Below are 20,829 nucleotides of genomic sequence, written 5' to 3' on the forward strand. Positions count from 1 at the left end.
CGGACACCCTGTAGCACCTGCCGTAGGCTGCATCCGCAGCCAACGCCGATGGGCAGTTGCTGCTACAGGGTTTAAACAAAGTAAATGGACTTCACTTCATGACTGCACATCGCATCCGCCCCCTCGCACTCTGCATCTTCCATCACGACGGCAAGATACTGGTCAACGAAGCTCACGACCCCGTTACGGGAAAGCCATTCTTGCGCCCAATCGGTGGCGGAATCGAGTTTGGTGAAACCAGCGCCCAAGCCGTAATACGTGAAGTCGATGAAGAACTCGGTTTATCCATCACCGAAGTTCGCCTGCTCGGCACGCTCGAAAACATCTTCACCTATGCCGGCACGCCCGGGCACGAAATCGTTCAGGTCTACGATGCGAAATTCGTGGATGCCAGCGTCTATGAGCGGCCCCACTTGAACGCTCACGAAAGCGATGGCGCTGCCTTTATTGCGAAGTGGCTGCCGCTCGACAGCATTACTGGCGATACGCCGCTGGTTCCTGCCGGGTTGTATGAGCTGCTAAAGAAGGTTGCACTGCTGGACTGATGCTCGGCCATTAGCAATGGCGCTGTTTGACTTATCGATCGTCAGGATGCGATCACCTTTCAAGGAGCGAAAATGACATTGACTGCTGAAAAGCTGGTCAGCCTGGCGATGGCCAACCCAATAAACGCTGAAATCACCGCACGCTTGCCTTCACTCGGTTTGAATCAATGCATGCTCACGGCTGGCTGCCTTTTCCAGGCTGTCTGGAATCATCAGTCAAACCTGTCGCCAGCGTGGGGGATCAAGGATTACGACGTTTTTTACTTCGATGAGGATTTGTCGTGGGAGGCCGAGAATGAGGTCATCAACTCGGCACAGCGCCTCTTTCAGGATCTTGGCGTTAGCGTCGAGATCAAGAACCAAGCTCGCGTCCACCTGTGGTACAGCCAGCGGTTCGGCGGATCTTATCCTCGGCTTCAGTCAACTACCGACGGCATTGATCGCTACCTGATCGCCGGCACGTGTATCGGGCTGGATATTGAAACGGGTGAGGTCTATGCACCCAACGGTCTGGCCGACACGGAGCAGGGGATTCTTCGCATTAACCCGAAAACTCCCCAGCCGGATTTATTTGAACAGAAGGCGAAGAGTTATCAGGCTCGCTGGCCTTGGCTCAGGATTCATGAGCACGGGTTCATGACTTAGCTTGTAAAAGTGTTGAAAGGTGACTTTCAGGTGTAGGCCAACAGTCGACCGCAGAACACCACGCTGACCCATAACATAATCGAAAAGATCGCCTGGATTTTTGCTATTCCAGGCGCCGCGATGTCGGTGTTCCACCGGTCTACTGAACGGAAGACACCCACATGAAAAAGAGCCGCATTGAGGCCCGCAATACCGATCAAGCAAAGCTTAAGAATAAAAACGCCGTTGGATGCGAAGTCGTGCGGATGGGCTGAAAACATCATCAGCCCTGCCGGGACGATCAATAGCAGGGCCGCCACGCCCCACCTCAGGAGGTGACGAGCCAGTGCCGTCACCGGAAGAGCTCTCGACAGCCCGAGAACCCGCAGATCGAACATGACGACCGAGCCTACCAGCACCACGAAACCAAGGATGTGAACCACCTCGACGATCGGATACAGCCATAACTCGCTTCGCATGGCCGACCCGAGTGGCGAGTCACCCACATAGTCCAGCCAGCCGTCCAGAGCCGATCCACCGCTGGTGCCAGTTGATTGCATCAACGTAACTCGGTGGTTTTGTTGTCGACCGTGATCCGCTCTGCACGCAGTTCATCGGGGTTACTGCGATTCTGATAGCCCACCACCGTAGCCCGTTTGCTAACACTCAGCATTTCCTTGGAAAGACCACGGTTCTCCATGCGCGAGGGTGGCGCCAGCACGACGTTCCAGGTCTTGTCGTCTGTCTTCAGGCGAACGAACCCATGCGGGTGGGAATAACCGGACTCCTCGATCGTTCCGTCCAGCTGCAAGGCTTTGCTCGAGTCGTACTCACTCCAGCCGTGATGAGCAAACACCGCCGATGCCACCAGTAACAATGAGAATCCAAAGGACCCAAGCAAGCGCTTCATGATGCGATCTCCTGTTACGGATTATTGATGACCGTCAGCCTGTTCTGATCAGGAACAGGTCAATCCAGAGAATCTATAAAAATAGTACAAATTCGTGACGAGGGGAGGCCGACCTATTCCCCCTCAAAATTGACAACCCGGATCATTCAAAACACTATCGACCCATGACCTACATCCGCCGCATGAACATGATGTGCTCCTCCATGACCGCCGCTGGCGGGCCGTGAGGTCACGCGTTCATCAGATTTGACGTAGTTACCCAAGGCCCCGCCAGAAATGGACGGGGCTTTTTAGTTCTCCGTCCACCGATTGCTCAAGGAGAACGAAATGTTTGAGATCAGACGCGCCCAGCCAAGCGATGCCCAAACCGCATTCGATATCCGCCTTCAAGCGATACGGCACCAATGCATTGGTGCCTATACCACGGAACAAATGCTTGCCTGGACAGCCGGAGCCTCCAAGGATGGGTATGGCGATTTAATGGATAAGCACTTTTACCTGGGCTGTATTCAGGGTGAACCGGTGGCGACAGGGATGCTTGATCTGGAGAACAGCGAAATCGGCGCGATCTTTGTGCTGCCGGAATTCATGGGGCAAGGTATCGGCTTGAAGATGCTCAACCATCTGGAATGCCTGGCGCGGGAGTTGGGCCTGAAGGCAGTCAATCTGGACGCCACGTTGAACGCGGCTGATTTTTACCGGCGCTGCGGTTTCGTGGGTGACGAACCTGCTATTTACCATTCACCTTCAGGGCTTCAGTTGGCGTGTGTGCCGATGGTGAAGGGGCTTTTGCGTTAATCGGGAAAGGCGGGCAGGGGTAAAAAAAGGTCATGAAAAACCCGCAGTGATGCGGGTTTTTTGTGGCTGAAAAACGCGGACAAGATCTGTTCACTTTTTAATGGCTAGGCCACTTAAGATTCCACCACCTCAATCGTCCATTCTGCCTGCACGTTCTTCGTGACGTATTGGAACGGCACAAACATTCCATATGCTTCGAGGTAGACGTAAATGTCGGTGCTGTATTGGTAAGCATCTTGTACGCAGCTGATTACCTTGGCAGTCCCGGTCAAACTCGGGTGAAACGTGCTGGCGGGTTTCTGCGACTGCACCTCACAGCTGTATCTGTTGTCGACCGGCACCAAGGCTCTGGGACCTTTCCCGTTGTTGGTATAAAGAAGCTGCATATCCTGCGCCGTGTATCGCAGGAGGGCGCCGACCGGCATGTGCGCCCAGTCGCCCTCGAAGCTGAGGTTCGTCAGCGCCTTATCCTCAATCGATATCTCACCTGCACGAGTGCTGAATTCACTTTCCGCCAGGACAATTAGGCCTCGGAACGTGGCTTTGACCCAATGACCGCGTCGGTCTTCATAACGCTCCGTCAGTTGATTGCCTGCCTCGCTTGAAAGGTATGTCGAGTCACGCCCGTTGAGCCGCAAGCCTTCATCTGAATACTGTCTTGGCTCGGAGTTATCCTTGAACACCCGACGCAGGTGCTGAATGCTTTTCTCCGGTTTAGGCATATTCAATGCCTCGATGGCTTTCAACACCGGGGCAGCAACGACGGGGGCCGGTGGTTCGAAGGGCGACTGCTCACGCCCTTCAAATGGTTTGTATTGGTCAAGCGATTGCGGTGTGCCACAGGCCACTTGAATCAGCTGACGCTCATCGGCGCCGAGGCTTTGCAGGCCGATGGCTTTAGGTTCCGTCTGCATGCTTCCAGCGAGCACACGACTGTGAGTATCAAGGTAGAAATGGCTTAACGCAGTCAGTTGTTGCAGGCCGCAGTTGGCCGTCCACCGCTGGCGTACCTGCCCATACAAGGCGTTTTTGCCGGGCATCAACATCTCGCCGGGCAGTACCCGAGCCGTCCAGAAAGTCACCTCATCACCTTTTACTGTCAGGCTGCTGCGGTCGATCATCTGCCAATCCTGATGATCGGGTGCTGACAACACGCGCCATTGAGGAGGTGTTGTCTGGGCACACACCTGCTTCAACTGCGCACTTTGCAGGTACTGACTCTTTTGTTCAGCAGGCAATTGCCGGGCGTCCTCCGAACGCCCCCGCGGGTTGGCGGCGAATAGCGACATTCCCGCTTTGCTGCGGTAAGCCATTTGCGCATCCGGCTGGCTGCAGTGGGCGTCGAAACGTGCCAGATAGTGGAGATCCGGACTTGGGGACGAAGTCACTAGATAGGTGATCCGATCGCCCTCGCGCACGATCGAGTTCGGCTCCGGTGTCTCGAGCAGCACACTGTTGAAAACCGCAAAACCCGGCTGGGCCTCAGGTGTTTTGATTTGAGCGGGTGTTGTTGCTTGGCATCCAGAGAGGATCACGGCAACGGTCAGCAGTGAAAAAAAGCTGAAAGGGCGGAGGAACGTGGCATCCATGCGGGTGTACTTCATTGATAGGGTGATGGCATATTAACATGAGTGCTGGCTGCCAAATAGAACGGCGCTTACAGCGACAAACAGGCATCTGGAGTTCAGGGCTGCGACTCAAACTATGGAGAGGCAAAGATGACTGGGCAGGTTTTGAAGTCGAAGTTGGTGAATTTTCTGCTGGCCGATGCCGATGTGAATTACGACAACGTGGACAATATATATTCCATTGCTGAGGCGGGCAATGTGGGCGCGTTAGGCGATGTGCTGGAGGCTTTCAAGGAAGCCTACGGAGGACTTTGGGTTGGCGGGAAGATGGAGCTGATCCAATCGATGGTTCGTTTGAGTGCCAATGCCATGAATCGCCTCGTTCAGGATGGGACACTGGATATTGAACTCCCACTGGCATTAATCCGGAAGGTCACGATTGAAGGCGGGTTCATGACGAAGATCATCCGACTGGATACCGGCGCTGGCAGCGTTAAGTTTCGGTGTTTTGGTGCGAAGGATGTTGCTGCGATGATAGAGAAGACAATCCTCTTGCCAACTCGACAGGGCTGAACAACACAAAAAACCGCAACTCAATGCGGTTTTTTTTACGATTTAACTTTGATCACTGACTCTTTGGTACATCAAACCCCCGCTGCTCAATCACCCGAAACACATCGCTCACATCCTGGACCATGATCCGGGCGATGTTGGTGACGGTGTTGATGTCGTGTTCGGCGTAGTCGGGGAGGCTGGTGCAGGCCATGAGGTTGAGGTATTTGAGGACGGCGTTGAGGCGTTCGCTGACGCAGTTGTGGAGTTCGCGCAGTGGCGCGTCGTAGTCGATGAGCAGGACGGGGTAGTCGGTGGCGAGTTGGGACATTGGGGTGAAGCGGCGGGGCGTGTTGTTCGTGGTCATTGGGTAGTTCTCTACGAGAGTAAATAGAGGCTCCACCTTTTTGCTGCGAAACAAGTGGGTGGCAGCTGTACGCGGGTTCGCAGACCGAGATGACCTAAACCCGGCAGACTCGAAAGTCTCCCACGCACAACCGCCATGAAATGAAACGCGGGCGAATTTTGCCAGAATTTTCATTCGACGGTTAAGGCCATCTCTTTTTTGGGCTGCGAAACCCTATCGCTAACTTTGGTCAGCGACGGGTCGAATATAGGCGGCGATTTTGGCGTCTGCAAACGGGGTTGTAGGACCGAAATCCGGATTTTGTAGGTGATGGTGGAGACTGCGTTTGGCTGAGTAATTGACGTGAATCCAGAGGTGTTTAGTGCCAGGTGAACCGTGCGCGCCGGGATTGCGGCTGCTGCGCAGCCGAACGCAGGCTTCGCCAGCTGCTACAGGATGTGGACACGTTTAAAAGTTTGGCGGGGTTTGGGGCGGCTTCGCCGCCCAGCGGGAGCAAGCTCCCTCGCCACGGAGGGTGGTTTCCTACACGATTTTCGGAAGGCAAAATCAAAAGATTATGGCTGTCGGCGGCTCATACGCTGATCGAATGGCCAGAAACAACAAAGCCCCAAATCATCGGGGCTTTGTCATTTTGAATTGTGCAGTTTCCAAATCGTTATCGCGGACCATCCGACCTCATTGTCTAGCCTGCGGTGAATGCGGGTTGTGTTCGGTGTGTTTCGGCCCTGCCAACGCCCACGCCACCAGCCCGATCAGCGGCACAAACACGATCACCACGATCCACAGGAGTTTGTTGCTCGATTTGCCTTGGGCTTTGCGCACTCGGTTGATGGCCCATAGTTCGACCAGCAAAAGAACGGCTGTGAGTACGATCCAGATTGTTTCGATTTGCATGGGTCACCCTCCAGATAGTCTCTCTGTTAGGTGGGGTGTGCTGGGCAGGGTTCATTTAATTTTGGGGAGACGTAAGTGGGGCTGCTCGCGATGGAGGTCTGTCAGTCAAATTGATATTGGCTGTCAGGGCCTCATCGCGAGCAGGCTCGCTCCCACAGGGGATTGGGGGATTAGTTAGATCGAGTTGGCCAGTTTTCCGGTCGAGAGGCGGCGTTTGTAGGCGGTGTCGCGGTTGGCCAGCCAATAGTAGAGCGGGGAGGTGATGAGCAAACCGACTAGCCAGGACAGGTCAGCGCCGTTGATGTGTTCGGAGATCGGGCCGACGTACAGCGGCGTGTTCATGAACGGAATCTGCACCGCGATCCCGATCGCATACGCCAGCAATGCCTGCGGGTTGTACCGGCCGTAGATTCCGCCATCGACCTGGAAGATCGATTTGATGTCGTACTGACCTTTGTGAATCGCGTAGAAGTCGATCAGGTTGATCGCGGTCCACGGCACCAGCACCACGAGCAGCACCAGCACCATGTCGACGAAGTGGCCGATGAAGTTGGCGGACGCACCGACGGCGGCGAAGCAGCAGGCGGCGAGGATGATGAGGGACAGGACTGCTCGGCTTTTGGCGGTGGGGATCCAGCGGTAGGCGAAGGTTTGCACCAGAGTGATCAGCGACAGCACGGCGCCGTAGAGGTTGAGGGCGTTGTGGCTGATGACGCTAAGCAGGAACAGCACGAGCATCAGCGGGCCGATGGACCCGGTGGCGAGTTTGACGGCGTCCATGGTGTCCATGCCGACGGGCGTGGCGAGCACGGCGACGGCGCCGAAGATGAACGAGAGGCTGGAGCCGAGGACGGTGCCCAGGTAAGTGGTCCAGAACGTCGCGGCCACGGGCACGTTGGCCGGCAGGTAGCGCGAGTAGTCGGAGACGTACGGCGCGAAGGCGATCTGCCAGAGCGCGGCCAGCGACACGGTGGCGAGCCAGCCGGAGATGTTGAAGCTGCCGCGGGTGAGGAAGTCGGCGGTTTGCACGTGGGTGAAGATGTAGCCGAAGCCGAGCACGATGCCGGCGCCGAGTACCCAGGTGCCGATGCGGTTGAGCACGTGGATGAAGCGGTAGCCGATGATGCCGATGATGCCCGAGCCGAGGGCGCCGATGACGATGCCCACCGGCACCGGAATGCTGTCGACCACGCCGTGCAGGGATTTGCCGGCGAGGACGATGTTGGAGGCGAAGAAGCCGATGTACATGATGCCGGCGATCAGCACCACCAACAGTGCGCCGAGGGAGCCGAACTGGGCGCGGCTCTGGATCATTTGCGGGATGCCCATCTGCGGACCTTGCGCCGAGTGCAACGCCATCAGCACGCCGCCGACCAGGTGGCCGACGAGGATGGCGACGATGCCCCACACCAGGTTGAGGTGGAACATCTGCACGCCGAGGGCGCCGGTGACGATGGGCAGCGGGGCGATGTTGCCGCCGAACCAGAGGGTGAACAGGTCGCGGGTTTTGCCGTGGCGATCTTCGGGCGGCACGTAGCCGATGGTGTGTTTCTCGATGAGCGGGGCGGCGGTTGTTGCTGTGGTAACCATGACGGACTCCAAGGCAATTTGAGTACGTGGACGTACTTCGGTGAGCGCCACGCGGGGGCGACGCTTTTCTTGTTGGAGTGGATGATGTGCGGTGGGGGCGGATAGATAAATTAGTAAGATTGTGGGTATAGACGTTAAAAAATGTATGTCGCCGGGTCGCCGAAAAACCTGTGGGAGCTAGCTAGCTAGCTTGCTGGCGATAGCGGTTTGACAGTCAACATTGATTTGGCTGACAGATCGCTATCGCTAGCAGGCTAGCTCCCACAGGGGGTTTTTTGGGGGTTCAAGATCTTTGCTATTCGGTGATCGATAGCAGCATCCGTTGCAGCATGGTGTCGCAGGCAGTGAGTTGTTCGAGGCTGACGAATTCGTCGGGTTTGTGGCCCTGGTCCATGCTGCCGGGGCCGCAGACGACGGTGGGGATTCCGGCGGCGTCGAACAGGCCGCCTTCGGTGCCGAAAGCCACGGTGCCGAACTCCCGGGAGTCGCAGAACATGGCGATCAACTCGGCCGCTTCGCTGTGCACATCGGTGGCCAATCCGGGATACGCCGACAACTGGCTAAACCGAATCTCGCTCTGTTCACTCACCGCACGCATACGCGGTAAAACCTGCTGCTCGGCGTAGACCTTCAACGCCTGCGCAACCTCACCTGGATCATGCGAAGGCAGCGCGCGGATTTCGAAGTCGAAGCGGCAATCGGTGGGGACGATGTTCAGTGCTTTGCCACCGGAAATCACCCCGGTTTGCACGGTGCTGAACGGCGGATCAAACCGCGTGTCGTGATGCTCAGGCGCTTTGAGTCGGTTGCCGATCCGCCCCAGTTCACCGATCAGTTCGGCGGCGTATTCAATGGCGTTGACCCCAAGCGGCGCGTACGCCGAATGGCATGCTTCACCGTGAACATCACAGCGCATCGCCAGTTTGCCTTTATGCCCGAGCACCGGTTTCAGTTCGGTCGGTTCACCAATGATGCAGAGCATCGGTTTGACCGGACGCTGCTCCAGTTCCGCCAGCAACGAGCGCACGCCGAGGCAACCGACCTCTTCATCGTAGGACAGCGCGATGTGCACCGGCAGCCGCAACCGGGCGTTCACCAACGACGGCACCAAGGCCAGTACGCAAGCGATGTAGCCCTTCATGTCCGCCGTACCGCGCCCGAACAATTTTCCATCGCGCTCGGTGAGTTGAAACGGCGCAACCGTCCACGGCTGGCCGTCGACGGGCACCACGTCGGTGTGCCCCGACAGCACGATGCCCGGCCGAGCCGCCGGGCCAATCGTCGCGAACAGATTGGCCTTGCTGCGCTGCTCGTTGTGGATCAGTTCGCACGGCACATCGAAACCCGCGAGGTAGTCTCGAACAAACTCAATGAGGTGCAGATTCGATTCGCGGCTGGTGGTGTCGAACGCCACCAGGGTTTTCAGCAAATCGCGGCTTGCGCTCATCGGTCGTCTCCGGCAACGCCGTAGCCTGGGGATTTGTCGGGGGCGAGGGCGCGGTCGATGTAGTCCTGAACTTGCGGGCGATAGGCGTCCCAGAGTTTTTCCAACTGGCCGATCGGGTTTTCATCGGCCCAATCCACACGCAGGTTGATGATCGGCCAGGTCAGTTCGCCCACCACCACCAGCGCCGCCGAATGCACCGGCCCGGCTTCGCCACCGGCGGCAATGGCCGCTTTCATCGCAGCGAGCAAGCGGTCGGCGAGTTGGCCTTCGCCGTGTTCGAACGCTTCGACCATGGCTTCGATCACCGCACGATCCGCGAGCATGTTGCCGGCAGCGACGCATTGTTCTCCCGACACCGCGTTGTGGTTGCCGAGGGTTTGCGCGCCACTGAAATGCGCGGTCTGGCCGAGGTGGTCAATGGCGGTGATCTGGCGGTATTGGCTGTAGCCGTTGCGGGTCAACACCTTGTCCAGCGCCTCGGCGGGGGCGAGGCCCTGCTCCATGAGGGCGAGGACTTCCGGGCCTAACGAGGGCAGGGTGATGTTTTGTGTGGAGACGGCGCCGACACCCGGCAGCAGCCATGGGCAACGGGCGCCGACGGCGATGCTGGAGGAACTGATCGCAATGCCGAACTGACCGGTTTCGGGGCAACGGGCGGTGATGGAGAAGGTCATGGGTTTTGCTCCTTGGTTGGCCTTGGCAAATAAAGTGTCTGTGCGGGCCTCATCGCGAGCAGGCTCGCTCCCACAGGGGTTCTTCGGCGAACACAGATTTTGTGTACGACGACTAACCCTGTGGGAGCTGGCCTGCCAGCGATGGCCGCGACTCGGTCTACTCAGGAATCACCGCAATCACATCAATCTCCATCAACCACTGCGGTTGCCCCAGCGCCGACACCACCAGTCCGGTCGAAATCGGAAACACACCTTTCAGCCACTTGCCGACTTCCTGATAAACCGGCTCGCGATACCGCGGATCAATCAGATAAGTCGTGGTTTTCACGATGTGGCTGAGGTCACTGCCAGCCTCTTCCAGCAACTGCTTGACGTTGCGCATGGCCTGCTCGGTTTGCGCGCGCGGATCACCGAGACCTACCAGTCGGCCCTCGAAATCGGTCCCGACCTGGCCGCGAACATAAACGGTATTACCGGCCCGGACCGCTTGGCACAAGTCGTTGTCCAGGCTCTGGTTCGGGTAGGTTTCCTTGGTGTTGAACATGCGAATTCGGGTATGGGTTGGCGTGGACATGTTTAGCTCCTGACAGAAAAAGGCTTAGGCACTGACTGTGGTTTTATGGGCGACCGCGGCCTGTTCAGCCTCGCGTTGCGCCGCATCGTGGTAGTCGAGATAAGAGCGCTGGATGGCGATGTGATCAGCCACGTACTTCGCGTCATGCCACACGCCCCAGATGAACGAAGAGCCGCGACGCGACTGCCACGGCAGGCCAAGGAAATACACGCCAGCTTCGCTCGATACGCCGCGCTGATGCTGCGGCTTGCCGTTGTCGTCGAAGGCATCGACCTTGAGCCAGCTGTAATCGGTGGCAAAACCGGTGGCCCAGATGATCGAGGTGACGCCGGCCATGGTCAGGTCGAGTTCAAGAATCGGATGGGTCACGCATTCGGGATCCGGGAACACGTGGCGGGCTTCAGGTTCTTCCGGCAAGTCCAGACCGTTGCGTTCGATATAGGCGTCGGCGGCATTCAGCAGCGCCAGGTAGTTCTCATCGCCACGGGCCAGGTTGTCGGCCAGGTTCGGCTGGAACGTCGCCACGCCACCGTTGAACGATTGAGTCAGACCGACCAGCGTCATGCCGCGATGAGCCAATCCACGGAAGTCCACGGTGCGGCCGCCATGGGCGCCGCTGACCGCGATGGTCACGTGTTCCCGGCCCGGTTTCATCGCCGCCTGATCCCACTCGCCCAGCACCCCGAGCCACCAGCAGAAATCACGGTTGCGATAAGCGCGAGGAGGGCGGTCGTGAGCGCCGACCGAGAGGTAGACCTTCTTGCCGGCGCGCTGCAATTCATCGGCAATCTGCACGCCGGACGAACCCGCGCCGACCACCAGCACCGCGCCTTCAGGCAGCTGCGCCGGGTTGCGGTAGTCGGCGGAGTGGATCTGCATGAAAGGCTGATCTTTGGGCGCAATCGGCGGAATCACCGGCCGCTGGAAAGGCCCGGTGGCCGCGACTACGCGGTTGGCTTCAATCACGCCTTCGGAGGTTTCAATGGTGAAGCCCGGGCGACCGACATTGCGCTCGACTTTGAGCACGTCGACGCCGGTGCGGATCGGCGCGTTGAATTTCCTGGCGTAGGCTTCGAAGTAATCGGCGACGCGTTCTTTCGGGGCAAATTCGTCGGGGCTGAGGTCGTCAAAATCAAGACCGGGAAAGCGGTCATGCCACGCCGGACCATTCGCCACCAGCGAATCCCAGCGCCCGGTACGCCAGCGCTCGGCAATGCGGCTGCGCTCCAGCACCAGGTGCGGCACGCCAAGTTTGCTCAGGTGTTCACTCATGGCCACGCCAGCCTGACCGGCGCCAACAATCAGCGTATCTGTTTTTATTTTTTCAGTGGTCATCTCAATACCCTTCGAAGTTGGAGTGAGGTCGCGAACGACCTGCCATTTCTTGGGCTCAAGACTAGGGATGACCCTGGTATCGGTAAAATATTATTAAGCTGGCATTTGAGTATAAATAACTGAGGCAGCGGGTTTGCTTGCGCTCTATCGAGCGTACGCCGTAGTGGCGTTGCGGGGTAAGATGGCGCTTTATCAAAGCACCAGACAACCTGTTCGGTAACGTAATGGAGTGGGGCGAGCATTGATCGAACGACGCCAATTTAGCGGAGGCATGAAGGGCAAAAACCTTCGCTACCTGAATGAGCACCCGGATGGGATCCAGCAAACGGTCCGCGCAGGATTCCTGCTGCTCGAACATTTCTCGCTGCCTGCGTTCACCCAGGCGCTGGACACGGTGGTTACCGCCAATCTGCTGCGGCCGGAGTCGTTTTCTTCGCGCACGTTCGGCTTGAACGACGGCGAAGTCATCAGCGATCTGGGCCTGGTCATTCGGCCCGATGCCCGTATCGATTGTTCGGCGGTCAAAGAGTTGGACCTGCTGGTGATTTGCGGCGGCTACAGGACAGAACTCAAGGCCAGCGAAGGCTTGATCAGTCTGTTGCGCACGGCATCGGACCAGGGCATCAGCCTGGCCGGTTTGTGGAACGGTGCATGGTTTTTGGGGAAGGCCGGTTTGCTCGACGGTTACCGTTGCGCGATTCACCCGGAACATCGCCCGGCGCTGGCGGATTTCTGCAAGGCCACGCAGGTCAGCAGCGAGCCCTACATCATTGATCGGGACCGGCTGACGGCGTCCAGTCCTTCCGGGGCCTTCCACATGGCGCTGGACTGGATCAAGGGGCTGTATGGCAAAGCGCTCGTCGAGGGAATCGAGGACATCCTGGCGTTCGAGGAATCTCGCTACCGGCGCATCAAACCGACGGAAAATGTCTGTGTGAGCGCGCCGTTGCGCGAGGTGGTGAAGCTGATGGACGCCAACCTCGAAGAGCCGCTGGAGTTGGAGCAACTGGCGGTTTACGCCGGCCGCTCACGGCGACAACTCGAGCGCTTGTTCAAGGAGCAACTGGGCACCACGCCGCAGCGCTATTACATGGAGCTGCGGATTACCGAAGCGCGGCGGTTGCTCCAGCATACGGAGCTGTCCCAAGTGGACGTGCTGGTGGCGTGTGGCTTTGTGTCGCCGAGTCATTTCAGCAAGTGCTACAGCTCGTATTTCGGCTACCGGCCATCCAAGGAGAAGCGACTCGTTAAATAAGACTCGCTCGGCCACAGAAACCCTATCCTTAATTTAATGCTGTTCACTCAAGACAATGTTCAGCCGAGCATAAAACCTCTGCCGAGGGGGCTTTTGTGGCGAGGGGGCTTGCCCCCGTTCGGCTGCGAAGCAGTCGCAAATCCGGACAACTCGTTTTGTCTGAATGGACGCGGGGGCCGCTTCGCGACCCAACGGGGGCAAGCCCCCTCGCCACAAACGCTCCACCAGGCCACAAATATGGGTGGCATTGCTTGGGAGAGCAGCGTTAATGCATCTTGCTGTGATCAGCCATGCCCAGTGCTCGGGCCTCGGCGTCCACCTTAACGGTCTCTTTCTCGCCCTTGGCGTTTTCCACGGTCAGGGTCAGCGGCACTTTATCGCCTTCCTTCACCTGCGCCGTCAGGTCCATCAGCATCACGTGGTAGCCGTGGGGATCAAAGCTCACCGGCTTGCCGGCCGGCAGCGCGACGGACTCGACCTGACGCATGCTCATCACATCGTCTTTCATGCTGGATTGGTGAATTTGCACGGTGTTGGCGACAGGCGATTGCACGCTGAGCAACTTGCTGTCGCTGTCGGCCTGCAGGGTCATGAACGCACCGGTCGATGGCTGGCCGGCCACGGTTGCGCGGACCCAGGCGTCGTCGACTCGGGTTTGCGCCGATACCTGCCAGGCCATGCCGATCAGGGCGCAGCCCAGGACCAGTTGCTGGACGCGTCGCGAGAACGCGGTGTTTGCGTGAATCGAATTCATTAGCAGACTTCCATGACGGTGAGCAGGTCTTCTGCGCACTCTTTAGCCGTAAGGGACGCGGACAGCCCCAGGCGCAGGTTGCCCCGGGAGTCGAAGACGTAGCTGGTCGCGGTGTGGGAGAGGGTGTAGGTCGAACCGCTCGGGATCTTTTCAAAGAACACACCGAACTCTTTGGCGGTGGCGGCGGTTTCTTCCAGCGTGCCGTGCAGCGCCTCGAAACTCGGATCGAACGATTTGACGTAGGCATCGAGCATTTGCGGGGTGTCGCGTTCGGGGTCGAGGGTGATGAAGATCACCTGCAACTTCTCGCCATCGCGGCCCATCAGTTTCTTGGCTTGCGCCGCACGGGCCAGGGTCGTGGGGCAGACCGCCGGGCATTGGGTGAAACCGAAGAACACCATCGGCATCAGGCCGCGATAGCTGGTGAGCATCTTCGTTTCGCCCTGGGCGTCTTTGAGCTTGAAGGTACGTCCCATGATCTTGTCGCTGAGGTCTTTGCCATACTTGAACGACAGCTTGGGGCTGTCATCGCAGCCGGCGAGCAGGCCAAGCCCCAACAAGCCCATACCGCGCAGGACCGTGCGACGGGTAAACAACGTACTCATGAAAAAACATTCCTGTGTTGCGACGTGAAATCTGCAGCGCCTGATGAGTCAGACGAAAAAAACGCGTGGATATTAACAAACTGTGGCCGTACGTCGCGCATTGTTGGACGAGGGGTGGGTTTGCTACAGGTTATGCGTTGCGGTTGATGGCGAGTATTGGACACATTGTCGCGCGGACACATTCCAGATACATAAGTGCGCTTTGATGGGCACGTCCCCCCATCACAATGAGAGCGTTGCCATGTTCCGTAAACTGCAACAAGCCGCCCGCGTCCTCCGCCAGAGCGCACGTTTGATGGTCGGCGTCCCCGATTACGACAACTACGTCGCCCAGATGGCGCTCAAACACCCGGAAGAACCGGTGATGAGCTATTCGGCGTTTCTTCGTGAGCGTCAGGAAGCCCGCTACGGCGGCAAGCAATGCACCACGCGTTGCTGCTGAATGCCGCCGGGAATGCGCTGATCAGCACAATCTCCTCGCCATTGCGTAACGGCTGCTAAGCTTCGACGTTGCAGCGTCCGAGTCTTCCCGGGATCGGGCGTTGAGCGTGGCCATGGAGTACGACTTCAGTATCAATATCCACTTCTGACAGGGGTGGCGAACGATTGTCGGTAACCTGCACGGAGGCAGGCAATGGTGATCAAGCACGTAGGCCATTCGAGTGCCGAGGGTATTCCCGAGCCACTCGATCGTGAAGAGATGGAACGGGTGCTGGCGTTGTTGCTGGCCAGTCCGGTGTTTGCCAAGTCCAGGCGCATGGGCAGTTTGTTGCGGTTCCTGGTCGATCACGATCTTCAATTTTCCAACATTCCGCTCACTGAACATGCCATCGGCATTGCGGTGTTTCGCCGTGACCCGGCGGTTTACTGCACGGGCGATGACCCGGTGGTGCGCGTCCAGGTGGGCCGGTTGCGGCGCAAGCTCGCGACCCATTACGCCACCCTGGGGCAGCAGGATCCGGTCCGTCTGAGCATACCGGCCGGTTGTTATCGGCTGGCTTACCAGCGACTCAGGCCCAAAAGCACCGCGACTCGCCATCCAGTCCTACAGATTCAGCCGTTTACCTGCATCACCCGCGACGGCGATGACTTCACCCGGGGCTTGTGTGAAGAGCTGAGCTGCCGGCTGTTCGAGTCGTTCGAGCAGACGCAAAGCCATGGTAACCATGTGTTGATGAAGGTGCCGCGAAGCAGCATTAAGGCACTGGACGTTATGCGAGCCGGGCGCGGTAACTATTCCCTTGAAGGCAGCGTGAGGGTGGAGCCGAGCCGTGTCCGGACGTCGGTGCGCCTGATTGATGTCGCTCAGGGGCGCATCCGCTGGTCCGAGCAGTTCGATCGCAATCGACCTTACGGCATCGCGACCCAGGAAGACCTGGCGGAATCTATCTGTCGATCATTGACGGGCTATTTCGCCCGGGGCGGTGGTGACGTTTCCTGAGTAGAAGGGGCAACCGCGAGGTTGCCCCTCGATGCGACGGTTATATCGTTTTCCATTCGCCGCCTTCGTAGAGGCGGGCTGCATCATTAGCGAAGGTAAGGTCGATTTCGATGGACTTAGAGCGTGAGGTGCTGAACATGGTGCTGGTCTGCATATTCTGTTCGAACCACACGAGAATGGTCTCGACGGGGGTCAAAACGGTGTTGCCGGTGACGACCTGGTTGACGGCTACGTAGATGGGTGTACTGATCTGAGTGCCATCGATGCCCGTAGACAACTGGTTAACTCCTGGGTGAATGGGCGCGTAGTTGTTCACCATTGTGAAGGAGGTGGCAGGGCCGCCTGTCACCGCAGGGCCCATCACACCACTGGAATCGAGTATCGCGGTTTGCCCAAGGCCAATGTCAACGGGTTTGGTTGAGGCTTTGACTGTTACGTTGTCCTTGAACACGTTGGAGGCAAACAACTGATACTGAGGCGTCCAGCTGAAGTCGTTGTTGCTCAGGTATGCGTCATAGGACTGCCAGACCACGTTGTAATCTTCGGTACCCACCTTTTTGGCAAAGCACAGCTTGTATTTAGACTGCTTGAGCATTTTCAGATCAGCGTCGGCGATCTCGATCGTGACCACTTTTTGAGTAGCTGCCAGAGTCGACCTCAACACCTTGCCATAGTCGGCAGGGCTCAAGGCCGTGGTGGCTCCAAGAATCGCCTGGACGGCCTCTTGCACGTCATTTTGAAGTTGTTGGCTACGATTGCTTACTGCGGTTGACTTGCTCATGGTTTCCCTCTTCCTTGGTTGTGTTGGGCAATCAATGGGCAGCGGGCAGCGAATCCGACAAGTGATCGGGCAGCACCCTCTAAACACATTGACGGCTTCACAGTAGGCGCACGATTCAGGGCGGCGAAGTGTCTTGGCGTTACAGCGGGAGGGGGGTTGAGCCGGCGAGGTAACAGCCTGCGTAACCGGGTTGTATCAAGGAGTCTGCGAGGTGAAACAGCGGGGCGGCCGCGCGACCGCCCCACCGTGGCCTCATGCCGCCGGGCTGCTCACCTTCGCGTCGGCCCAGACGAAGTTCCAGCTGGTTCGTTTGCCTTTGGCAATCTCGATCAGCTTGTTCTCATACACGGTGTGATTGACCGTGCCGGTGTAAGTCAGCTTCCGGGCCGCGTTGGTCCCGGTGACTTCCCCGGGTTTGCCGCCAGAGTCGGTCATGGCCTTTTTCATATCGGCTTCCGACGGGGCGCTGCTCTGGTTTTTTTCAACGGTTACGAAACTCATGGTGTCACCTCTTCCGTGATGGGGGGATCGGTGGACTGCCGGGTCGAAACATTCTCGAACCGGCCAACACACCGAAGCCAATACTCTATTGGCCCGCCGGGCACCGCAGAAGTGACAACACGCTCGGTAAGGTAACAACGCGGATACAGCAAAAAGCGCGATGTAACGGCTACGTATCAGCCAGCGACATCACTTCGCTTTCCAGTGCCCACCGCCCGATTCGCAATCAATCTTCGATTGGTTCAAGTGTTCCGCGCCGTAGTAATAGGTGGTCACCTGGGCGTTGTCGGGGATGTTGAGCGACTTGCTGTTCTTGTCCTTGCTGGTGGAGTGAGGGTTGGCCAGGGATTCCTGGGTCAAGGTCGCGATGCAGGTGGCCTGGTAATGGTCGTCACACTGTTCGACTTTTTTCTTGGTGCTGCTGAGCATTTCCTTGCTTTCGTTGCTGCATGACCAATCGATGGCGTTCACCGGCATGCCTTCGTACTCATAACAGCTATGGGACTCGACCACCGGAACGGAAGGACTTTGGGATCGGGTCAGGACGTCACAGCCTTCAGCGAATACCAGCGTGGGGCTCAGGCTGGCGAGCAGAAACAGCAGTCTACGGTTCATCGGGATTACCTCTCCAATGGCGCTGCTCAAGATCAAAGATCGGCGCTTATAGGGTTTCGAAAACGTGAAGAGGCGTGGGGTTCAATTCGTTTTGTGATCCCGCAGAAGGACTGCCCTCTCGCTCGCACGAGAGGGCAGGTGCCAGGCTCAGGTGTGATGAATCTCCCGATCCTTGGTTTCCGGCATGAAGCATATGCCCAGAACGGCGGTCATCACGGCGATGACAATCGGGTACCAGAGGCCGTAGTAGATATCACCCGTGGCCGCGACCATGGCGAACGCCACTGTCGGCAGGAAGCCGCCGAACCAGCCGTTGCCGATGTGGTACGGCAGCGACATCGAGGTATAGCGGATGCGCGCCGGGAACAGTTCCACCAGCCAGGCGGCGATCGGGCCGTAGACCATGGTCACGTAGATCACGAGGATGGTCAGGAGCAGCAGGACCATTGGGTAATTGGTCTTGGCCGGGTCGGCTTTCTCGGGGTAGCCGGCCTCTTTGAGCGAGGTGCCGAGGGCGGCGGTGAAGGCGTCGTTCTTGGCCTTGAAGTCGGCGGCCGGCATGCCGGTGCCCTCGAAGCTCTGGATCACCTTGTCGCCGATGCGTACTTGCGCGACGGTGCCCGGTTCGGCTTTCTCGTTCTTGTAGGGGATGGCCCGCTTCGCCAGCACCGTCTTGGCGAGGTCGCAGGAGCTGGTGAATTTGGCCTTGCCCACCGGGTCGAACTGGAACGAGCACTGGTCGGGATCGGCGATCACCGTGACCGGGTTCTTCTCTTGCGCGACGAACACGTCGGGGTTTCCGTATTGGGTCAACGCATGGAAGATCGGGAAGTAGGTCAGCGCTGCGATGATGCAGCCGGCCATGATGATGCCCTTGCGGCCGATGCGATCGGACAGGCTGCCGAAGATGACGAAGAACGGCGTGCCGATCAGCAGCGAGCCGGCAATCAGCAGGTTCGCGGTCTGTGGGTCGATCTTCAGCGTCTGCAGGAGGAAGAACAGCGCATAGAACTGCCCGGTGTACCAGACAACTGCCTGGCCAGCCGTACCGCCGAGCAGAGCCATGATGACGATTTTCAAGTTGTCCCAGCGGGCGAAGGATTCGGTCAGCGGCGCCTTCGAGGACTTGCCCTCAGCCTTCATTTTCACGAACACCGGCGACTCGCTCAGTTGCAAGCGGATGTACACCGAGACAATCAGCAGCAGGATCGACAGCAGGAACGGAATCCGCCAGCCCCAGGCCTCGAAGGCTTCGTTGCCGAGGATCGTCCGGCAAGCAAGGATCACCAGTAGGGAAAGGAACAGGCCCAGGGTCGCGGTGGTTTGAATCCACGAGGTGAAATAACCGCGTTTGCCTTTCGGCGCATGCTCGGCGACGTAGGTCGCCGCGCCGCCGTACTCGCCACCCAGCGCCAGGCCTTGCAACAGGCGCAAGGTGATCAGGATGATCGGCGCCGCCACGCCGATCGTCGCGTAGCCGGGCAGAAAGCCCACGATGGCGGTGGAGATACCCATGATCACAATGGTGATGAGGAAGGTGTGCTTGCGCCCGATCATGTCGCCCAGTCGACCGAACACGATCGCGCCGAAGGGACGCACCGCGAAGCCCGCGGCGAACGCGAGCAGCGCGAAGATGAAGGACGTTGTCTCGTTGACGCCTGCGAAGAAGTGCTTGGCGATGATCGCGGCCAGGGAGCCGTAAAGGTAAAAGTCGTACCACTCGAATACGGTGCCCAGGGACGAGGCGAAGATAACCTTGCGCTCCTCCTTGGTGATGCCGTGGTGGGGCGCGCTGCCCGTGGAAGTGTTGTCGATTGCGGCCATGAGTCTTCTCCGTCGTTCTTGTTATAGGCCGGAGTACCTAATACCTCTTTGCCGCACCCAGGCCCTTGGGCTGATGTCGTCGGATTACGGATTTCGCGAAGCATGCACACAGGTTGACGGCCTCGCATCGCTGCAAGGTTTCCTGAAGCATAATCGGCTTCGCGCAGATATCCACTCGCCATCACTTTCAACCGCTGGATCAGGCCGCAGGGCTCACTTCGCAACCATTCGTTTAATCAATAATCACCATCAAGGAAGGCAAGTTCCGTTTTTCTGTCATGAGAGGAGGATAGCGTCATACCAAAGTCGCCTCTGAAGGAACCTGCGCGATGAGAATCTCTACCATGTTGGCCCTGGCCGCCGTTTTGACCGGCAGTGTTGCCGCCACCGCACCGGCCTACGCGGCTGACCCGTCCTGCCATTTCCTGCCGATGGCCGACAGCCCCGCCAGCTTGCAGCACACTCAATCGGTGGGCGTGCTCTACAGCGAAAACACCCTCAACACCCTCGAATACCTTGAGCAGTACCATTCTGTCGCACTGAACGGCGCGAAGAACCCTGCGCTGGATTCGCGCATCAGCAACGCCTTCGTCAACAGCTCCGATCCGAAGCGGGCGATCAACTGGCTGATGGGCTCGCTGCAAAAACAATTCGCTTCGGTGACCGTCTACGACAACCTCGACGCCGTGGTGCAAGCCCATCCCGATGTGGTGGTGATGCTGGACACCTACAATCGCCTGGTGTCAAAGCGCAACAACCAGGTCGAAGCGCGCTTCCTGGCCAAGTTCTACGACTCGAACCTGCAATACATCGGCAAGGCCGAAGGCTCACGTGAACAGCAGATGCCTTCGGTCTGGGTGCAAGGCAAAGCGGCCCCGGAGATTGCCGCGCAGATTGACCAGCAAAACATGGTGCAGGTGAATGCGTTGAAGCAGTTTGATGCGTCGTTGAAGGCGTTGGTGACGTCTGGTAATGGGGCGCAAGTCGCCAGCTACTGATGCACATTCAACGTGATCCGTTAATCCGCCAAATTTGTGAATTTTCCACATCGAGGTCTGACTGCGCACAATCCTGTGGCGAGGGGGTTTACCCCCGTTCGGCTGCGCAGCAGTCGCAAATCCTGCGCACGCGGTTTATCTGAATAAATGCGGTGGCAGGTTTTGGGGCCGCTGCGC

General features: G+C 58.3%; 24 protein-coding genes. 8 read left to right on the forward strand and 16 right to left on the reverse strand.

Going from position 1 to position 20,829, the window contains the following annotated elements:
- Positions 1 to 98 precede the first annotated feature (98 nt).
- Both DJ564_RS12805 and DJ564_RS12810 read left to right on the forward strand, forming a co-directional pair.
- On the forward strand, positions 99 to 545 hold the full coding sequence (locus DJ564_RS12805) for an NUDIX hydrolase (protein WP_109629671.1): 447 nt from the start codon (positions 99 to 101) through the stop codon (positions 543 to 545).
- A gap of 72 nt (positions 546 to 617) precedes the next feature.
- The gene (locus tag DJ564_RS12810; RefSeq protein ID WP_109629674.1) at positions 618 to 1,190 is read left to right on the forward strand and encodes a nucleotidyltransferase family protein; all 573 of its coding nucleotides are present in this window, start codon (positions 618 to 620) and stop codon (positions 1,188 to 1,190) included.
- A gap of 26 nt (positions 1,191 to 1,216) precedes the next feature.
- Here DJ564_RS12810 and DJ564_RS12815 read toward each other — a convergent pair whose 3' ends face one another.
- Positions 1,217 to 1,729: a DUF6644 family protein gene (locus DJ564_RS12815; RefSeq protein ID WP_109629677.1), complete on the reverse strand. Its 513-nt coding sequence runs from the start codon at positions 1,727 to 1,729 to the stop codon at positions 1,217 to 1,219.
- On the reverse strand, positions 1,729 to 2,079 hold the full coding sequence (locus tag DJ564_RS12820) for a DUF6152 family protein (RefSeq protein ID WP_109629680.1): 351 nt from the start codon (positions 2,077 to 2,079) through the stop codon (positions 1,729 to 1,731). The genes DJ564_RS12815 and DJ564_RS12820 overlap by 1 nt, the downstream gene beginning before the upstream one ends.
- A 327-nt stretch (positions 2,080 to 2,406) precedes the next feature.
- Between DJ564_RS12820 and DJ564_RS12825 the strand changes: the two genes are divergently transcribed.
- Positions 2,407 to 2,877: a GNAT family N-acetyltransferase gene (locus DJ564_RS12825; RefSeq protein WP_109629683.1), complete on the forward strand. Its 471-nt coding sequence runs from the start codon at positions 2,407 to 2,409 to the stop codon at positions 2,875 to 2,877.
- 113 nt (positions 2,878 to 2,990) lie between these two features.
- Here DJ564_RS12825 and DJ564_RS12830 read toward each other — a convergent pair whose 3' ends face one another.
- Positions 2,991 to 4,466 (reverse strand): hypothetical protein, encoded by a 1,476-nt coding sequence (locus DJ564_RS12830; protein WP_109629686.1) that lies wholly within the window; start codon positions 4,464 to 4,466, stop codon positions 2,991 to 2,993.
- 129 nt (positions 4,467 to 4,595) lie between these two features.
- Here DJ564_RS12830 and DJ564_RS12835 point away from each other — a divergent pair, with 129 nt between their 5' ends.
- Positions 4,596 to 5,018 (forward strand): hypothetical protein, encoded by a 423-nt coding sequence (locus DJ564_RS12835; RefSeq protein WP_109629689.1) that lies wholly within the window; start codon positions 4,596 to 4,598, stop codon positions 5,016 to 5,018.
- A gap of 52 nt (positions 5,019 to 5,070) precedes the next feature.
- On the opposite strand, the gene DJ564_RS12840 is transcribed toward DJ564_RS12835, so the two are convergent.
- The 7 genes from DJ564_RS12840 to DJ564_RS12870 form a co-directional block, all read right to left on the reverse strand.
- A complete protein-coding gene (locus DJ564_RS12840; RefSeq protein WP_109629692.1) occupies positions 5,071 to 5,364 on the reverse strand; it encodes a fructose-bisphosphate aldolase in 294 nt (97 codons plus the stop codon).
- A gap of 675 nt (positions 5,365 to 6,039) precedes the next feature.
- A complete protein-coding gene (locus tag DJ564_RS12845) occupies positions 6,040 to 6,258 on the reverse strand; it encodes a PLD nuclease N-terminal domain-containing protein (RefSeq protein ID WP_109629695.1) in 219 nt (72 codons plus the stop codon).
- Positions 6,259 to 6,432: 174 nt separating this feature from the next.
- Complete coding sequence (locus DJ564_RS12850) at positions 6,433 to 7,848, reverse strand: cytosine permease (protein WP_109629698.1); 1,416 nt, start codon at positions 7,846 to 7,848, stop codon at positions 6,433 to 6,435.
- A gap of 295 nt (positions 7,849 to 8,143) precedes the next feature.
- Positions 8,144 to 9,295, reverse strand: a complete 1,152-nt coding sequence (argE, locus tag DJ564_RS12855; protein ID WP_109629701.1) for an acetylornithine deacetylase — start codon at positions 9,293 to 9,295, stop codon at positions 8,144 to 8,146.
- Positions 9,292 to 9,969, reverse strand: coding sequence for a DUF1028 domain-containing protein (locus DJ564_RS12860; protein WP_109629704.1), 678 nt, complete (start codon positions 9,967 to 9,969; stop codon positions 9,292 to 9,294). Before DJ564_RS12860 ends, argE begins: the two co-directional genes overlap by 4 nt.
- 157 nt (positions 9,970 to 10,126) lie before the next feature.
- Positions 10,127 to 10,543, reverse strand: coding sequence for a RidA family protein (locus tag DJ564_RS12865; protein ID WP_008038953.1), 417 nt, complete (start codon positions 10,541 to 10,543; stop codon positions 10,127 to 10,129).
- A 24-nt stretch (positions 10,544 to 10,567) separates the two neighbouring features.
- Positions 10,568 to 11,878: an NAD(P)/FAD-dependent oxidoreductase gene (locus DJ564_RS12870; protein ID WP_109629707.1), complete on the reverse strand. Its 1,311-nt coding sequence runs from the start codon at positions 11,876 to 11,878 to the stop codon at positions 10,568 to 10,570.
- A gap of 271 nt (positions 11,879 to 12,149) precedes the next feature.
- Between DJ564_RS12870 and DJ564_RS12875 the strand changes: the two genes are divergently transcribed.
- Positions 12,150 to 13,133, forward strand: coding sequence for a GlxA family transcriptional regulator (locus DJ564_RS12875; protein ID WP_109629710.1), 984 nt, complete (start codon positions 12,150 to 12,152; stop codon positions 13,131 to 13,133).
- A 265-nt stretch (positions 13,134 to 13,398) separates the two neighbouring features.
- Here DJ564_RS12875 and DJ564_RS12880 read toward each other — a convergent pair whose 3' ends face one another.
- Both DJ564_RS12880 and DJ564_RS12885 read right to left on the reverse strand, forming a co-directional pair.
- The gene (locus tag DJ564_RS12880) at positions 13,399 to 13,887 is read right to left on the reverse strand and encodes a copper chaperone PCu(A)C (RefSeq protein WP_109629713.1); all 489 of its coding nucleotides are present in this window, start codon (positions 13,885 to 13,887) and stop codon (positions 13,399 to 13,401) included.
- Positions 13,887 to 14,492, reverse strand: a complete 606-nt coding sequence (locus tag DJ564_RS12885) for an SCO family protein (RefSeq protein ID WP_109629716.1) — start codon at positions 14,490 to 14,492, stop codon at positions 13,887 to 13,889. Before DJ564_RS12885 ends, DJ564_RS12880 begins: the two co-directional genes overlap by 1 nt.
- 241 nt (positions 14,493 to 14,733) lie before the next feature.
- On the opposite strand from DJ564_RS12885, the gene DJ564_RS12890 reads away from it, so the two are divergent.
- Complete coding sequence (locus DJ564_RS12890) at positions 14,734 to 14,934, forward strand: YbdD/YjiX family protein (RefSeq protein ID WP_109629718.1); 201 nt, start codon at positions 14,734 to 14,736, stop codon at positions 14,932 to 14,934.
- A gap of 192 nt (positions 14,935 to 15,126) precedes the next feature.
- Positions 15,127 to 15,933, forward strand: coding sequence for a hypothetical protein (locus DJ564_RS12895; protein WP_109629721.1), 807 nt, complete (start codon positions 15,127 to 15,129; stop codon positions 15,931 to 15,933).
- A 40-nt stretch (positions 15,934 to 15,973) separates the two neighbouring features.
- Here the strand turns inward: DJ564_RS12895 and DJ564_RS12900 are convergent, their stop codons facing one another.
- From DJ564_RS12900 to DJ564_RS12915, 4 genes are all read right to left on the reverse strand, one after another.
- Positions 15,974 to 16,714 (reverse strand): hypothetical protein, encoded by a 741-nt coding sequence (locus DJ564_RS12900; protein WP_109629724.1) that lies wholly within the window; start codon positions 16,712 to 16,714, stop codon positions 15,974 to 15,976.
- Between the two features lie 252 nt (positions 16,715 to 16,966).
- The gene (locus DJ564_RS12905; protein ID WP_109629727.1) at positions 16,967 to 17,215 is read right to left on the reverse strand and encodes a hypothetical protein; all 249 of its coding nucleotides are present in this window, start codon (positions 17,213 to 17,215) and stop codon (positions 16,967 to 16,969) included.
- A 189-nt stretch (positions 17,216 to 17,404) separates the two neighbouring features.
- The gene (locus tag DJ564_RS12910; RefSeq protein ID WP_109629730.1) at positions 17,405 to 17,830 is read right to left on the reverse strand and encodes a hypothetical protein; all 426 of its coding nucleotides are present in this window, start codon (positions 17,828 to 17,830) and stop codon (positions 17,405 to 17,407) included.
- Positions 17,831 to 17,977: 147 nt separating this feature from the next.
- A complete protein-coding gene (locus DJ564_RS12915) occupies positions 17,978 to 19,654 on the reverse strand; it encodes an MFS transporter (RefSeq protein ID WP_109629733.1) in 1,677 nt (558 codons plus the stop codon).
- A gap of 329 nt (positions 19,655 to 19,983) precedes the next feature.
- Here DJ564_RS12915 and DJ564_RS12920 point away from each other — a divergent pair, with 329 nt between their 5' ends.
- Positions 19,984 to 20,652 carry an ATPase gene (locus DJ564_RS12920; protein WP_109629736.1) on the forward strand — a complete coding sequence of 223 codons (669 nt, stop codon included), beginning with the start codon at positions 19,984 to 19,986 and terminating at the stop codon, positions 20,650 to 20,652.
- The last annotated feature ends 177 nt before the right edge of the window (positions 20,653 to 20,829 follow it).

The organism is Pseudomonas sp. 31-12 (assembly GCF_003151075.1).
Taxonomy (GTDB): Bacteria; Pseudomonadota; Gammaproteobacteria; order Pseudomonadales; family Pseudomonadaceae; genus Aquipseudomonas.